The 14,490-nt window shown below is 47.9% G+C and carries 16 protein-coding genes; 2 read left to right on the top strand and 14 right to left on the bottom strand.

Annotated features, from left to right (window positions below; all coding sequences use genetic code 11):
- Positions 1-84 precede the first annotated feature (84 nt).
- Together PK654_RS00360 and nfuA are read left to right on the top strand one after the other, a co-directional pair.
- Positions 85-798 carry a ComF family protein gene (locus PK654_RS00360; RefSeq protein WP_271696964.1) on the top strand — a complete coding sequence of 238 codons (714 nt, stop codon included), beginning with the start codon at positions 85-87 and terminating at the stop codon, positions 796-798.
- A gap of 100 nt (positions 799-898) precedes the next feature.
- Positions 899-1,486, top strand: a complete 588-nt coding sequence (gene nfuA / locus PK654_RS00355) for a Fe-S biogenesis protein NfuA (RefSeq protein ID WP_271696963.1) — start codon at positions 899-901, stop codon at positions 1,484-1,486.
- A gap of 61 nt (positions 1,487-1,547) precedes the next feature.
- Here nfuA and cysQ read toward each other — a convergent pair whose 3' ends face one another.
- The 14 genes from cysQ to gspC all read right to left on the bottom strand — a co-directional run bounded on the left by cysQ (position 1,548) and on the right by gspC (position 14,403).
- Positions 1,548-2,378, bottom strand: coding sequence for a 3'(2'),5'-bisphosphate nucleotidase CysQ (cysQ, locus tag PK654_RS00350; protein WP_271696962.1), 831 nt, complete (start codon positions 2,376-2,378; stop codon positions 1,548-1,550).
- Positions 2,379-2,381: 3 nt separating this feature from the next.
- Positions 2,382-2,945, bottom strand: coding sequence for an ADP compounds hydrolase NudE (nudE, locus tag PK654_RS00345; protein ID WP_271696961.1), 564 nt, complete (start codon positions 2,943-2,945; stop codon positions 2,382-2,384).
- Between the two features lie 182 nt (positions 2,946-3,127).
- On the bottom strand, positions 3,128-3,892 hold the full coding sequence (locus PK654_RS00340; RefSeq protein ID WP_271696960.1) for a type II secretion system protein N: 765 nt from the start codon (positions 3,890-3,892) through the stop codon (positions 3,128-3,130).
- Position 3,893: 1 nt separating this feature from the next.
- Positions 3,894-4,388 (bottom strand): type II secretion system protein M, encoded by a 495-nt coding sequence (locus PK654_RS00335; RefSeq protein WP_271696959.1) that lies wholly within the window; start codon positions 4,386-4,388, stop codon positions 3,894-3,896.
- Positions 4,385-5,602, bottom strand: coding sequence for a type II secretion system protein GspL (gspL, locus tag PK654_RS00330; protein WP_271696958.1), 1,218 nt, complete (start codon positions 5,600-5,602; stop codon positions 4,385-4,387). Before gspL ends, PK654_RS00335 begins: the two co-directional genes overlap by 4 nt.
- The gene (gene gspK, locus PK654_RS00325) at positions 5,595-6,596 is read right to left on the bottom strand and encodes a type II secretion system minor pseudopilin GspK (RefSeq protein ID WP_271696957.1); all 1,002 of its coding nucleotides are present in this window, start codon (positions 6,594-6,596) and stop codon (positions 5,595-5,597) included. The genes gspL and gspK overlap by 8 nt, the downstream gene beginning before the upstream one ends.
- Positions 6,583-7,257, bottom strand: a complete 675-nt coding sequence (gene gspJ / locus PK654_RS00320; RefSeq protein WP_271696956.1) for a type II secretion system minor pseudopilin GspJ — start codon at positions 7,255-7,257, stop codon at positions 6,583-6,585. The genes gspK and gspJ overlap by 14 nt, the downstream gene beginning before the upstream one ends.
- On the bottom strand, positions 7,244-7,603 hold the full coding sequence (gene gspI, locus PK654_RS00315) for a type II secretion system minor pseudopilin GspI (RefSeq protein WP_271696955.1): 360 nt from the start codon (positions 7,601-7,603) through the stop codon (positions 7,244-7,246). The genes gspJ and gspI overlap by 14 nt, the downstream gene beginning before the upstream one ends.
- A complete protein-coding gene (gene gspH, locus PK654_RS00310) occupies positions 7,600-8,184 on the bottom strand; it encodes a type II secretion system minor pseudopilin GspH (protein WP_271696953.1) in 585 nt (194 codons plus the stop codon). Before gspH ends, gspI begins: the two co-directional genes overlap by 4 nt.
- 25 nt (positions 8,185-8,209) lie before the next feature.
- Positions 8,210-8,647, bottom strand: coding sequence for a type II secretion system major pseudopilin GspG (gene gspG / locus PK654_RS00305; protein ID WP_271696952.1), 438 nt, complete (start codon positions 8,645-8,647; stop codon positions 8,210-8,212).
- A 52-nt stretch (positions 8,648-8,699) separates the two neighbouring features.
- Positions 8,700-9,920 (bottom strand): type II secretion system inner membrane protein GspF, encoded by a 1,221-nt coding sequence (gspF, locus tag PK654_RS00300; protein ID WP_271696951.1) that lies wholly within the window; start codon positions 9,918-9,920, stop codon positions 8,700-8,702.
- Complete coding sequence (gene gspE / locus PK654_RS00295; protein WP_271696950.1) at positions 9,920-11,413, bottom strand: type II secretion system ATPase GspE; 1,494 nt, start codon at positions 11,411-11,413, stop codon at positions 9,920-9,922. The genes gspF and gspE overlap by 1 nt, the downstream gene beginning before the upstream one ends.
- Positions 11,413-13,434, bottom strand: coding sequence for a type II secretion system secretin GspD (gene gspD / locus PK654_RS00290; protein ID WP_271696949.1), 2,022 nt, complete (start codon positions 13,432-13,434; stop codon positions 11,413-11,415). Before gspD ends, gspE begins: the two co-directional genes overlap by 1 nt.
- Before the next feature lie 39 nt (positions 13,435-13,473).
- Entirely contained in the window at positions 13,474-14,403 is a 930-nt protein-coding gene (gspC, locus tag PK654_RS00285; RefSeq protein ID WP_271696948.1) for a type II secretion system protein GspC, read from the bottom strand.
- Between the last annotated feature and the right edge of the window lie 87 nt (positions 14,404-14,490).

Below are 14,490 nucleotides of genomic sequence, written 5' to 3'. Positions count from 1 at the left end.
GAAACTCCTACTTTATTCATAAAATAACCATCAGGATAAGCGCTAGTTTAACTCTGTTTCAGCATAAAACGAGCCTAATGTCAGATGTTAATCAGACCAATCCGGAATAAGATACACCGCTATTTTACATCGAACTGCCATTTATGTGGTCTCACCATCTCTCAGCCAATAGGAGAGACTATCTGGTGCCGTCACTGTATCAAAAGCTTCAGCTCCTCTCCCCGCTGTCAGCGTTGCGGTTTACCAATGAGCAGTCCGGCTGAGCAGTGTGGATATTGCCTGAAAAAACCGCCGTTATGGCAGCGGCTTTACTGTATCGGAGACTACGCAGAACCTCTTTCCGGCTATGTTCATCAGCTAAAATATCAGGGAAAATTTTATTTCGCCTACGACCTCAGTTACCTGCTGGCACAGCAGATTTCACAACCTGCGCCGTTAATCTGTACCGTCCCGCTGCACTGGAGGCGCTATATAGCAAGGGGCTATAATCAGAGCAGAGTGATCGCTGACTACCTTAACCGGCACTTACCCGACAAAACCGTGGTTAACAACCACATATTCAAAAGACTGCGGGCAACACCACCTCAGCAGGGGCTGGATAAGCAACAGAGACTCAAAAACTTAGCCGGTGCCTTTGTTCTCAGACAGGTACCGCAACACAGTCACGTAGCTATTGTGGACGATGTAGTCACAACAGGCAGTACAGTACGACATTTATGTAAATTGCTGCTTGAAGTTGGCGTGGAAAGAATTGATATTTATTGCTTATGCCGGACTCCGGAACCGTCACAAGCATAAATAACCTTAACTCAGGTTATAAAACAAAATCTATTGGCATCCTGATGGTACCGGAGTAGAATAATGTGAAATAACCTACCAAATAAGTCAGGTATTAGTCGTGTCAAATATTGTTTCAATTACTGAAAATGCTCAATCTCATTTTGCAAAACTGCTTGAGCAGCAGCCGGAAGGCACCAATATCCGTGTATTTGTTGTAAATCCGGGCACCCCTAACGCAGAGTGCGGTGTCTCTTACTGTCCGCCGGAAGCGGTAGAAGCTGCAGATACCGAAATGTCCTATGAAGGATTCTCTGCTTTTGTTGATGAGCTTAGCCTGCCGTTCCTTGAAGATGCCGAAATCGACTTTGTAACGGATAAGATGGGTTCTCAGCTTACTCTTAAAGCTCCGAACGCGAAAATGCGTAAAGTATCTGATGATGCTTCCCTGATGGAACGCGTAGAGTACGCTATCCAGACTCAGGTAAACCCACAGTTAGCCGGTCACGGTGGTCATGTCAGCCTGATCGAAATCACTGAAGACGGTATCGCACTGGTACAGTTTGGTGGTGGTTGTAACGGTTGTTCAATGGTAGATGTCACTCTGAAGGAAGGCATTGAAAAAGAACTGCTTCAGCAGTTTGAAGGTGAACTGACAGCGGTAAGAGATTCAACTGAACACGCACGTGGTGATCACTCTTACTATTAAGAGCTGATAAAAAGATAGATTAAGGGCCTGAAACGAGTAATCCGATTCAGGCCCTTTTTATTTATACCTTCTCTTTTAGTATTTCAGCCCACGGCAGAGCTTCATCACCGAGAACAATAAAGTTGGGATTTTCCAGCGTCTCTCTCTGGTTATAGGTGAGCGCATTTAGCTTGGTACTTAGGATACGTCCACCAGCTTCCTGAACAATACATTGGGTTGCTGCCGTATCCCACTCGCCTGTAGGGCCTAAACGCAGATAGCAATCCACAGCGCCTTCCGCGACAAGGCAAGCTTTCAACGCTGCCGAGCCGAGAGGAATTAAATCGTAGTTCCACGCCGAAGACATCTTACTGGTGATGCTATTGATATTCTGACGCCTGCTGATAGCGATAGAAAGGGAGCTTGTGCCTTGCTCATGGGTGAGGGTCTTGATCCGGACACTCTCTCCCATCTCAGGAATCTTCCATGCTCCTTTTCCGTCATAAGCGTAATAAGTCACACCGGATACCGGCGCATAGACAACACCCATAACTGGCTTGTTGTTTTCAATAAGGGCAATAATGGTTGCGAAGTCACCACTGCGGGCAATAAATTCTTGCGTGCCATCCAGCGGGTCCACCAGCCAGTAGCGGTTCCACTGCGAACGTTTTTCCAGTGCGATATCTGCCGCTTCTTCTGACAGTACCGGTATTTCCGGTGTCAGCTCACTCAGCTTTTCAAAAATAAATTTATGCGCAGCCAGATCAGCGCTGGTTACCGGAGTCTCATCGCTTTTGGTGAAGGCTTCATACTGATTATTCTGATAGATATCCAGAATTAACTGTCCGGCAGAGCGGGCAATTTCGATAACGGCTGGTAACTGATGAGAAAGATCTTTGCTTAGCGTCGTCATTACTTACCCCTGACTCTCAGTGCCAGCCAGATAACGCTGCGCCAGCATAAGTGCGGCAATGCTTCTCGCTTCGCTGAAGTCCATATGGGTTAATAGCTCATCAGCCTGATTTAGTGGCCAGCGAACCACTTCCAGCGGTTCAGGCTCATCACCTTCCAGTGATTCAGGATAAAGATCCTTAACAAGAAACAGCGTCATCTTGGCGGAGAAGTAAGAGGGGGCCAGTATTACCTCTTTTAGTGGAACAAACTCTTTAGCACCGAGCCCAATCTCTTCTTTCAGCTCACGGTTAGCCGCTTCAGCCGGTGTTTCACCAAGGTCAACCAGACCTTTGGGGAAGCCAAGCTCATACTCTTCCGTACCGGCAGCGTATTCGCGTACAAGTAACAGGTCCCCCTCTTGGGTAACAGGTACCATCATCACCGCCTGACGGCCGCTGCGCTTCATTCTTTCGTAGGTACGTTTAACACCGTTGGAAAACTCAAGATCGAGAGACTCAATAGAAAACAGTCTGGACTTGGCCACCATTTCAACAGATAAAATTTTGGGCATGATCTTCTTTGCCATCTCTCATTCCTTTTATTCTGACAAGACTTTCATTGTTATTGTAAAAGTAGCTAAAGCCTGTTGTGAGCTTAACAGGCTCTGTTTTTATATGTTTGATTATATACCTAGGGGCTGTTGATCTTTCAAGTATAACTTTAGTTCAGCCCCGTCACGGCGAAAGGAAGTTAGCAATATCAGTCTGGTTAATATCTCAGGCCACCAGAGAAAAGGAATGGATACCTTCCCTGAGAATCAGGATTTCCAAGCCATTTTAGTTGTGAAGTCATTGCCTGAGGAAACTCACTGTTTGGCTTAAACCAGGCATCCACCTTATATTGTCTGCGCGAATCAAGGCTGGCAGTAAAAGCCCCGCTAAGTTGTGGATGTTCATGAGCCGAAGAAGCAGATAATACGCTGTCTTTACAGGAAATATCCGCAATAATGGTTCCCGGGCTTAAAGTACCAAGTGGTGATTGAACTTCACTTGCATTCCATACCAGACTACCTGTGGCTGATTCACACCATGGCTGTGCAAAACGGTACTCGCTAACTGATAGTTCAAGCTGACCCGTCGCAGTAACCGGAACAGGAATTTGTACCTGACTCTGAACAGAACTTGCCGGTAATGATGCAAATACATTTTCGGCATACAGGCCGGAAAAATCTGCCCCGACAATACCTTTACCACTTAGATTCAAATCGCTGTCACGGCCAAAACGGACAGCAAACTGCGCTTTGCCGCTAAACAAGCTTGCCGGCTGAAAATCCCAGTTAAGCTGACCAAAGTTTCTGTTATTCCATTTAACGGTTTTTGCACTACCCTGCCAAAGCGTGCCATTCAGCCCACTTAGCTGTAACCCTCTTACCTCAGGCATATATTTAACGGCAAAAGAGAGTGGAAGATGCACAACAAGGCTGGTGCAAAACACCAGAATGACCAGCAGAGAAAAAAATATGATTCTCTTCATATTAGCTGCCCCGCTTAAGTTGCAGGCGCTTAATCTCAACCACACCTTTACTGTCAGCCTTTGAAATATCCATAAACTCAACCCGGATGCCTTGATCCTGATTTAAAAAGTTAAGCCACGAAACAAACTGGTTAAAGGCAACAGGCTTGATCCAGACCTGAAGCATATCGTCTCTCGGCTGCATACGGATCAGCTCAATATTAAAACGACTCACAGAACCGGACACGACCTGATTCATAGGGCGTTCTGACACTGAACGACCGCTACTGCCCCGCAGTTCTATAATCTCATCGGCTTTATTGCTTACCCAGCTGAGCAGCTGTTTTTCGCTGTTAATCTTTGTCTGAGCTTTCTCTGCTCTATCTGCGACTGGCTGAATAACTCCCCAAAAAACCGCAGCGACTAACAGCAGCAAGCCCCCAACGGAGAGTAAACGCTGCTCACGAAGCAACAAACCGTTCCACCAAGAAGAGAGTGAACTCATTAATCCGTTCATTGCTTTCTCCTTAGTACATAACTACCTGATACTTTGCTCTCTTTCTTATTAAGAGGCCCCTGAGTAACAACGTATTGCTGCTCCAGTCTGGAACGAATCACCTCAAAGGTCTGGAAATCAGCCATTAACATCTCAATTCTCGCCTCAGCACGGTTAGCATCAAATCGAATACTCTGTATCTCAACCGCTGGCTGGTTAGCCAGAATCTGAGGCAAGTCTGCCAGCCAATCCAGTACCGTATCTCCACTGCTGTTACCCGACAAACGATTTGCTTCATCATTCATTTGACGCTTCAGATAGCTGACGGTAGGAATCTTACGTTTATCAGGAAAAACCGAACGGAAAATACGCTCACTCTCTGCACGGTACGCTTTTGCTTCAGCTTCCAGTTGATTGACTTTCAAAAGTTGCTGAACCGATAAAACCGTAACAAACAGACAGGCCGCAATAGCAACCTTGCGCCAGATTCGGATATGTTTCAACATAGACGACTGAGGCTTAAACTCACCCGTCAAAAGGTTCACTGGCGAAGCAATCGCCCCCTTAGTCAGCAAAGCCATCACCAGTTCTGGTTCAGCTGCATTCCACTGCTGCTCTGCATCAAACGGGTAATCTGGTGCCGGTGTATATCCTGTGATTGGCAGTTTGCTCTGTTCCTGTTTGCACCAGTCAGATTCAAACAGAGTATTCAGCCACTGTGTATCGGCCGCCATGCCCTGATAAAGGTCTTTTCTGAACAGCCAACTCTTACCAATTTGCAGAGCACTGATCTGCTGTTCAATAAGCGGCATCGCCAATACGTCCGGCAATACCCGCTTCAGTTCAATCCCTGCATCCCGGAATCGCTTAAGCCATCCGGCCAGATACTTTTCATCCACAGCAGCGACCGAAGCTCTGCCTGCTCCCCGGTTCAGAATAGTGTAATGCAGTTCCTCAACATCCTGTGCGATCTCTTCTTCCAGCAGGTAAGGAATCATGCTATCCAGTTGTCTTAATGCACCGGCTGGGATTTCACACTCAGACAGAAGCACATCACGGCTGTCCAGCAACGCAATGGTCGTTCTCTGCCTTGCATAGGGTAGTAACTGATCCAACTCATTCCGGTGGCTCAGCTCCCCGCTGGCGATCACTTCATTCTGACTTACAGACCAAACCAGCCACGGAATGGGCGCGTCGGTCTGTCTGCTCAGCCTAACGGTCAGAAACTCACTCACTAATTCCTCCAAAGCGCCGGCGTACTACCGCCACCTTTTTTCTGTCTTCAGAGTAGAGCAGGCTTCTTATCCTGACTCTAGACTCATTTACAATTACCTGAGCATCAAGCTCAAAGAAGCGGCTATCTGTCGCCAGATACCCCTTGGCTTTATCTTTCAGTTCTTCTTCCAGAGCCGCTATTTCTGATTCTGCAAGAAAATCATCCACACTGCCCCAGCCATCAAAGGGGCGATTTTTAATTAAAGATGTTGCCGATGAAAGGCTCAGATTAGGCGCAAACAGCGCGGCTAAAATCACAGCACCTTTCTCATCAACCGTATTTACATTCAGACGCCAGTCATCACTGGGAACAGCGCAAATCACAGGTGCCAGTGCATTCATTACCTTCTGATCCACCTTATTTACTGCCCTGAGCTCGGTTACATCAGCCAACATACCGTTAGGAGCCATATAGGCCGGTGAAACCGATTCATAGTGGCTGTCTTCCACCCCGGAGGCAGAAATGGTATTGCTGTCAGCATCAACAAATTCGCGCACAGAATCAGCAATCACTTCCGCCTGATAACTATCAACCTGTGACTCCTCCAGTATCAACTGAAATACGTTTACCAGAAAAGGTTTCGTACTGGTATCCTGAACCTGTGTCAGATTCGCCAGCGAGTTGACATTAAAACAGGACTGCATATCGCGGATAAAACCGACAGCCTCTCCGTAATCGAGCGGAAACACCTGTTCTTTCAGCGCCCACGGCTGGCTCATATTCACCGTATCGCCGTCGTTAAAACTCTCTTTAATGGCATATTCAGCAAGGGCTTCAACACCTATGCTATACCAGTATGCCTGCTGGTGACTCAAACGGTTCTCTGCCCGCTTAAAATTAACAAACAGCCGTTCTGACATGGTTGCCGCTAAGGAAACCATCACCGCGATAATCAGCATAATAACAATCAGAGCCACACCCTGCTGACGGGCGGGAGAGTTAGCTTGCTTCATCGCTGCTACCCTCCCCGTTATCTTTCTGCAACTTCTCACCGGCCGTCAGATATACCCGCTCTATCTTGCCGTAATCTTGCAACTCGATAGAAAAAGCGACCGCTTCCGGTAGCGCCAGTGGCTGATCCCAGCGCTCTAGCCAGTTGCCGGCTGAGTAAAAGCGCATCTCTATATTCGTCACGCCATCAAGCAGGGGCGTTACTATGCCTTGCTGCCCTACAGGGGTATCCGGATAGCGCCACCATACTCTTTCCAGTCGATCGGCAACCACCCGGTAACCCACCTTTGAAACTTCTCCGCGGGGGAACATCTGCTGTGGATTCAGCCATCCCAGCCGGACAAATAGCACGGCGTTGTTGTCAGACTCTAACAGCCCCTGACCCCACTCGATTATCTTTTCAGACGGTTCATCGCCATTGGTCCTGAACTGTCTGAGTGCCATCTGGCGAAAATCGTTGTCGATAATCACCATAGCTCGCTGGATATCCTTTAACCGGCCTGTTTTCTCAATCGACTGAGCATTACTACGCTGCACCTGATTCAGTACCTGATAGGCAGAAACACTGAGCGTAGCAAAGATGGCAATGGCCACCAGCACCTCTATCAGGGTAAACCCCTTGCTGCTTTTGCTGTTATGTGGTCTGAACTTATTTCGCCACATAGCTTCTTACCGTCAGCAGAGAGTCTTTTTGTTCCTTATCCGAATACACAGTGACATCAAACGCACCAATCGCACCAACCGCGGTTTTCACCGGTGCAACTTTCCAGTACCAGGTACGGCCAGCCATCTGCTCAGAGCCGCTATAACTACTGGCAGGAGCGCCTTTCAGCATCACTTGCGCCATCTGGTTATCAACAACCATAGAAGCAAAAGTTTTCTCCTCCAGAAAAGCAATGGTATTGGTATGCTGAGTGGTAGAGCGAATCACACTAATAGCCGCCGTAGCAAAAATGGCCAGTGCAACCAGCACTTCCAGCAAAGTCATACCCCGGTTTAGCTGCTTCATGGCCGTTCCCCGTCAGCTAAACTCAGCGGACTATTCAGCTGAATTTCGCCGTTCTCTTTTACCAATACCTGCCAGCGGGTCTCTTGTTCGGATTTAACATAAAAGTCGAGAGCGAAAGGCGTAACCTCACCACTCGACAGAACAAACACCTGAGGAGGATCACCCTTTTTGTTCTCTTCCTCTTCAGCAAACATCTCATCATCAAACAGAGAGCCCGGTTCAAATAACCTGTCGTCATCAGCCCACGCACCGCTACCCGGCTCAAAGCGGATTTCCAGACCCTCGTCCAGCTCAACCAGCTGATAGTTTTTACTATCCAGTCTCTGCCAGCCCTCTTTTGTCAGCACCACAAAGGTATACTGATTGCGGTTCTCTTTGATGGTAATACCAAAATCTTTGCCATTTAAAATGGCATCTTCATTCAGCAACTGAAGCTTGTAAAAGAAACGCTGGGCATGCTGTTTAACCACATCCTGCTTATTGGCCGGAAGGGTCATTATTACCGCAACAGCACTCATGGAAAGCAGCACCATCACCAGCATTATCTCAATCAGCGTAAAGCCGGCGTTTCTCTTATTCATATTTTGTAGCCGAAGCTAAACCGGATTAACGGAAGTCCTGCAGGTTCCAGTTACCGATATCTGTACTGGCTTCTTCACCGCCTTCTTCACCATCAGCACCAAAAGTAAAGATGTCGATAGTGCCGTTATCGCCCGGACTCAGGTACTGATACTCTCTGCCCCACGGATCGTTTGGCAGACGTTTAATATAACCACCACTACGGTAGTTTCTCGGTTCAGGGCTGCCTGAAGGCTTAGCGACCAAAGCGTCCAGCCCCTGATCTGTAGTCGGGTAAACGCTGTTATCCAGCTTATACATATCCAGCGCCTGTTCCAGAGCCGAAATATCAGAGATCGCTTTCTGCTGATCCGCTTTCTCTTTATTGCCCAGCAGGTTTGGCACTACAAAGCTGGCCAGAATACCCAGAATTACAACGACAACCATTACCTCTAACAGGGTAAAACCGGCTTGTTTTCTTCTCATTTCACTCTCCAACAAGAATCTTTATTACTACTTCAAATCATCTATATCAGGTTTAACCTGATACAAGGTTATTCATTTCCAATATCGGCATCAGTGTCGCCATAACAATAAACAGCACCACTCCCGCCATTACAGCAATCAATGCCGGAGTAAACAGCCCAAGGGCAATATTTACTGTGGCTTCAAAGTCTTTATCCTGATTATCCGCGGCACGGGTCAACATCTGTTCCAGCTCACCACTCTGCTCACCACTGGCGATCATATGCAGCATCATTGGCGGAAACAGTCTGGTCTGCTCAAGGGATTTTCTCAGGCTTCCCCCTTCACGCACCTTCTCTGCCGCCTGCAAAACCTCTTGTTTAACAAACTGGTTTGTCATCACATCTACCGCTACCTTCATGCCATCCAGCAGCGGAATAGCACTGGAGGTACAAATTGACAAGGTTCTGGCAAAACGGGAAGTATTCAGGCCACGGGCAATTTTGCCCAGCATCGGCAGGTAAAGCACCTTTCTGTCCCATGACAGACGGGTATTTTTGTTCTTTAGCGCCACTTTAGTCAGCATATAGAGCGAAATCAGCCCCAGCAGAATATACAGCCCCCAGTTCTGCACAAACTCACTGGATGCCAGCAAAATCTGAGTTGAAGCTGGAAGCTCCTGCCCCATCTGTACAAACTGATCAACAATTTTTGGCACCACACTGGCAAGCAGAAAGGCGACAATACCGATAGCAAAAACTGTCAGTACAATAGGGTAGATCATCGCCTGTAACAGCTTAGAACGCATCTGCTGGCGATTCTCAGCATAATCCGCAAGGCGGTTTAACACGCTGTCCAGATGACCGGATTTTTCGCCGGCCGCCACCATGGAGCGATACAGCTCATCAAAAATATGTGGATAATCAGCCAGACTATCAGCCAGTGTGTAACCTTCCACCACCCTTGAACGCACAGCCACCAGCATGGTGCGGATACGGGGCTTTTCTGTCTGATCAGCAACGGCTCTCAGGCACTCTTCCAGCGGCATGCTGGCCTGAACCAGAGTAGATAACTGACGAGTGATCAGGGCAAGGTCTTTGCTGCTGATACCACGTTTAAAGCCCGATGAAGCCTTGCTGGAGGGATCTCTTTTACCCTTGGTTTCCACCACTTCAACAGGGACTAACCCCTGCTCTTTCAGACGCTGGCGAACCTGACGGGCATTATCCCCTTCAAGTACCCCTTTTTTCTGTCTGCCTTTACTGTTTAAGGCTTTATATTCAAACGCCGCCATTACACTTCCTTGGTCACCCGCATCACTTCTTCAAGTGTGGTCAGTCCCTGAAGTACCTTGCTCAGTCCGTCATCACGGATACTCGGCGTCTTGGCACGAATCGCTTTTTCTACTGCCTGCTCACCGACTTCTGAATGAATCAGCTCCTGAACATCATCATCCACCATCAGCAGTTCATGAATACCGGTACGCCCGCGGTAACCTTTGTAGTTACAGGCTTCACAGCCCATCGCTTTATAAAGCATCAGTTGTTCTGACTCACCGATATTAAACAGCTTCTTCTGTTCCTTATCGGCCTGATAGGCCTGTTTACAATCCGGACACAGGGTTCTTACCAGACGCTGGGCAAGTACTCCAAGCAGGGAAGAGGAGATCAGGAATGGCTCAATGCCCATATCCCGCAGACGGGTAATCGCACCTACTGCCGTATTGGTATGCAGGGTCGACATCACAAGGTGACCGGTAAGAGAAGCCTGAACTGCAATCTGTGCCGTTTCGAGGTCACGGATTTCACCTACCATCACCACATCAGGGTCCTGACGAAGAATAGCACGCAAGCCACGGGCAAAGGTCATATCGACTTTCGGGTTTACCTGTGTCTGACCGATACCGTCAATATCAAATTCAATCGGATCTTCAACGGTAAGAATGTTTCTCTCACTGCTATTCAGCTCCTGCAGACCGGCGTAAAGGGTTGTCGACTTACCGGAACCAGTCGGGCCGGTAACCAGAATAATGCCGTGGGGACGACTGATTAGCTTCTGGAAAGAATCGTGATTACTCTTCGTCATTCCAAGGCTATGCAGGTCGAGGCGTGTAGCGTGCTTATCCAGCAGACGCATTACCACGCGCTCGCCGTGGGAGGAAGGCATGGTGGAAACACGCACGTCCACTGCCCGTCCGCCGATTCTCAACGAAATACGGCCATCCTGTGGTACACGCTTCTCAGCAATATCCAGTTTCGCCATCACCTTTACACGGGAAACCAGCAGCGGTGCCAGTTTACGGCTTGGTGCCAGCACCTCACGCAGTACACCATCCACCCTGAAACGGATCGACAGCGACTGCTCAAAGGTCTCAATATGGATATCCGAGGCGCTCTCTTTGATCGCTTCTCCCAGCATGGCGTTAATCAGTTTGATAATCGGAGCGTCATCTTCTGCTTCCAGCAGATCTTCATTTTGCGGCAGCTCTTCCGCCAGCGAGAAGAAATCGTCGTTATCGGCACCAATATCTTCCATCAACTGACGCGCTTCAGAAGAGTCACGTTGGTACACCTGAGTCAGCTTCTCTTCAAACTCTTCCGCACTGGTCACAACCGGGTTAAAGGCCGCGTCGGTGACCCTTTGTACCTCAGCCAGTATCTCCATTGATAAAGGTTCAACATAGAAGAGCAAAGAGGCTTCGCCCTGCTGCTGATGCTCAAGAACAACCTGGTGCCTTTTGGCAAAACTAAACGGCAGCCTTGGCAGATATGACACCATTGCGGACATTACTTCGCTCCCAACTGATCGATAAACACCTGAAACTCAGCAGGGTACAATTTTTCAGAACCTAGCTTATCCACCACCGGAATCGCACTGTCAGGCAACAGCTTCAAGCCTTCTTCCGCCTTAAACAGCTGCTCAGCGCGGATATAGTTGTATTTACGCTGAGTAATACCATCAGCGGTCACACCGTCGCGGATAATGGTTGGCTTAATAAACACCATCAGGTTACGTTTTTCTGTCTGAGTATTGGTCGACTTAAACAGGTGGCCAAGTACCGGAATATCACCCAGCAAAGGCACTTTAGATTCATTCTCCATAGCGCGTTCATCAGTCAGTCCACCCAGAACCAACATCTGACCATCCTGAACCATAACCGAAGTATTTAGCTGACGCTTGGCAAAGCGCACATCTACTGCACCGCTTGCCCCCAGAACGTTTGACACTTCCTGCTCAATATTCAACTGTACCGAGTCACCTTCATTAATCTGTGGTACCACCTTCAGCTTAATACCCACTTCTTTACGTTCTACGGTCTGGAATGGGTTGCTGTTACTGGAACTGGCCGTTGAACCGGTAATCACAGGAACTTCTTCACCAACAATAAAGGAAGCTTCGCCGTTATCCATCACCGTAATACTCGGAGAAGAGAGAATATTAGAGTTGGAGTCACTTGAAACGGCACTGATTAACGCAGTCCAGTCACCCATAATGACACTCATGGCAGCGCCATTTACACCACTTAGAGCACTGGCAAGTTTTGTAAAGTCACCTTTTGTGGTAGTCGTTTCGTAATACTTAATGGCGCCAGTATTACTGTCACGAATTGGTTTTTGCTCAACGGTATCTTTCGCTTCCTCAAGGCCAACCATCACCTGCCCGATTGGCGCTCCGGTATTGCTATACTGAATCACTGCACCGTTATCCAGATTGCCCCACTGCACACCAAGGTTAATACCGTCACCTTCTGACATTTCCACGATCAGGGCTTCAATCAGAACCTGAGCACGACGGATATCCAGCTGAGCAATCACATCCTGCAGCGCCTGCATAACATCCGGCGGCGCGGTCAGAACCAGAGCATTGGTATCCGCGTGGGCGGAGATCTTAACTGCGTCTTTACTACTGCTATTGTTCTGGCCAGTCTGTTTTGCCGCCTGAATATTGGCAGAAACCCCTTCCAGTACCTCAACCATCTCTTTGGCCTGAGCATACTTAAGGTAAACCACCTGATTATTACCCTTAGTGGCCATTTCAACATCAAGTTGCTGAATCAGCTTACGCAGACGCTTTCTGACCGTAGGGTCACCGGAAATCAATACCGAGTTGGTTCTGTCATCGGCCACCAGTTTAGGCTGCAGAAAAGCCGGCACATTCTTAGCATTAGTTGTTTTATTCAATGCTTCAACAATACGCACCATCTCTGAAGCAGAGGCACTCTTCAGCTCTACAATCTCAATCTCTTTATCACCAGCGCGATCTACCCGCTCAATGATTTCAGCAAGGCGGTTTACTACTGCTGCACGGCCGGTAATCAGAATAATATTGGCAGGGTCGTAATGAACCACATTACCGGCACCGGCATTATCATTTAACTGTCGAAGCAGGGGAGAAAGCTCACGTACCGATACGTTACGAACCGCAACCACACGGGTAACTACGGTGTCACCCTGCACATTGGTTTCATCACCGATAACAGGAATCGCAGATGTTTTAGCGTCCTTGGCTTTTATCACCTTAAGTACACCGTTTTCCATCTCAACTACAGCGAAGCCGTAAACTTCCAGTACATTAAGGAAAAACTGGTAATACTGCTCTTCGTTTAACACATCATAGCTACGTACATCGATTTTGCCGCGGACAGAAGGGTCTACAATAACGGTCTTTTCAAGGTTCCGACCGACAATATTGATAAACTCCTGAATATCTGTTCCTTTAAAGCTAGCGCTGAACTCATTCGCCATTACAGGGGCACACATCAGGCTTCCTGCCAGCATTAATGCGCTTTTGCTTAACCACCTTTTCACTAGAAACTCCTAAGCTCTCTGACAACCTCTGCTGTCAGTTTAAAATTCTATATATATGTCGTAATTCTGGCCGTCACGCTCAACCGTAAGGTTAAGCTCTGTCAGGTCATTAATGGACTGCCAGATTTTGCCCATCGAAGCCGGATCCGTCAGATCTTCACCATTCAGGCCAATAGCAATATCACCCTCTTTCAGACCGACAGAATCAAACAGCTTTCTTTGACTGCCCGGTCGCACCCGATAACCCATCAGTTGACCGTCTTTTTTTACCTGAGAAAGCTGGATATAGTTCAGAATACTGCGCGGATCCTCCAGTATCTGATTGCGGATGCTGCTTAAATCATCGCCTGCCGGCGTAGGGTTATTGCCAACGCCTCTTCGCTGAGGCTGCTGAGTTTCAGTACCCGATGAAATTTTTGAATACTTAACCCCTTCCAGCATCAGGGTTTCATCTCGTCCTGAGTTATCAATAATGACGCGATCAACAAACACTGCCTTAAGCTTAGCCTGTGTACCTTCAATCTGCTCACCGATACCGTAAGTAGCCTGTTTACCTTTGTTAGAGATGACCGCCAGACTGGCCGCTTCATTGCTGCTGGTAACGGCACCAACCAGAATCAGGTTCAGACGGGTCTGCGGCGCATTCTGAACCACAGGTTTAACCACCTGTTTTACTCTATTATTTTCGGAATACTTGCCAAAAAGATTGGCATTGAGAATCTCGTTAATGGGGTTGGCTCTAGTAGCAAGCGGCTGACTGACAATTACCGGTTTGGCAGACCAACGAGATACTGAAGTATCACTCTGCTCTGCTAATTGCCACACTAATTGACCAGTAATCCATGCGGTACAAACAACCAACAGCGCAGCGATAAAAAAACTGATCTTAGACTGGAAGCTGATAAACGCCGAGGGTAAATGCGTCAAAAAGCCCGTCAGTTTTGCATCACGGCCTAAATTTAATTGCATCGGAATCCTCTTAACTCGTCTATAGCTAAATAAATAATAGCGGGAAAGAGTAGCATACCTTAGCTGCATCCTATGCAAGGCAGAGGC

This window comes from Vibrio sp. SCSIO 43137 (assembly GCF_028201475.1).
Taxonomy (GTDB): domain Bacteria; phylum Pseudomonadota; class Gammaproteobacteria; order Enterobacterales; family Vibrionaceae; genus Vibrio.
This window is presented reverse-complemented; position numbering and strand designations above follow the sequence as displayed.

Excerpts from the sequence above, each read along its gene's own strand:
- PK654_RS00360 (WP_271696964.1), top strand. The coding sequence starts at position 85 with ATGTTAATCAGACCAATCCGGAATAAGATACACCGCTATTTTACATCG.
- cysQ (WP_271696962.1), bottom strand. The coding sequence starts at position 2,378 with ATGACGACGCTAAGCAAAGATCTTTCTCATCAGTTACCAGCCGTTATC.
- nudE (WP_271696961.1), bottom strand. The coding sequence starts at position 2,945 with ATGGCAAAGAAGATCATGCCCAAAATTTTATCTGTTGAAATGGTGGCC.
- PK654_RS00340 (WP_271696960.1), bottom strand. The coding sequence starts at position 3,892 with ATGAAGAGAATCATATTTTTTTCTCTGCTGGTCATTCTGGTGTTTTGC.
- PK654_RS00335 (WP_271696959.1), bottom strand. The coding sequence starts at position 4,388 with ATGAACGGATTAATGAGTTCACTCTCTTCTTGGTGGAACGGTTTGTTG.
- gspK (WP_271696957.1), bottom strand. The coding sequence starts at position 6,596 with ATGAAGCAAGCTAACTCTCCCGCCCGTCAGCAGGGTGTGGCTCTGATT.
- gspJ (WP_271696956.1), bottom strand. The coding sequence starts at position 7,257 with ATGTGGCGAAATAAGTTCAGACCACATAACAGCAAAAGCAGCAAGGGG.
- gspI (WP_271696955.1), bottom strand. The coding sequence starts at position 7,603 with ATGAAGCAGCTAAACCGGGGTATGACTTTGCTGGAAGTGCTGGTTGCA.
- gspH (WP_271696953.1), bottom strand. The coding sequence starts at position 8,184 with ATGAATAAGAGAAACGCCGGCTTTACGCTGATTGAGATAATGCTGGTG.
- gspG (WP_271696952.1), bottom strand. The coding sequence starts at position 8,647 with ATGAGAAGAAAACAAGCCGGTTTTACCCTGTTAGAGGTAATGGTTGTC.
- gspF (WP_271696951.1), bottom strand. The coding sequence starts at position 9,920 with ATGGCGGCGTTTGAATATAAAGCCTTAAACAGTAAAGGCAGACAGAAA.
- gspE (WP_271696950.1), bottom strand. The coding sequence starts at position 11,413 with ATGTCCGCAATGGTGTCATATCTGCCAAGGCTGCCGTTTAGTTTTGCC.
- gspC (WP_271696948.1), bottom strand. The coding sequence starts at position 14,403 with ATGCAATTAAATTTAGGCCGTGATGCAAAACTGACGGGCTTTTTGACG.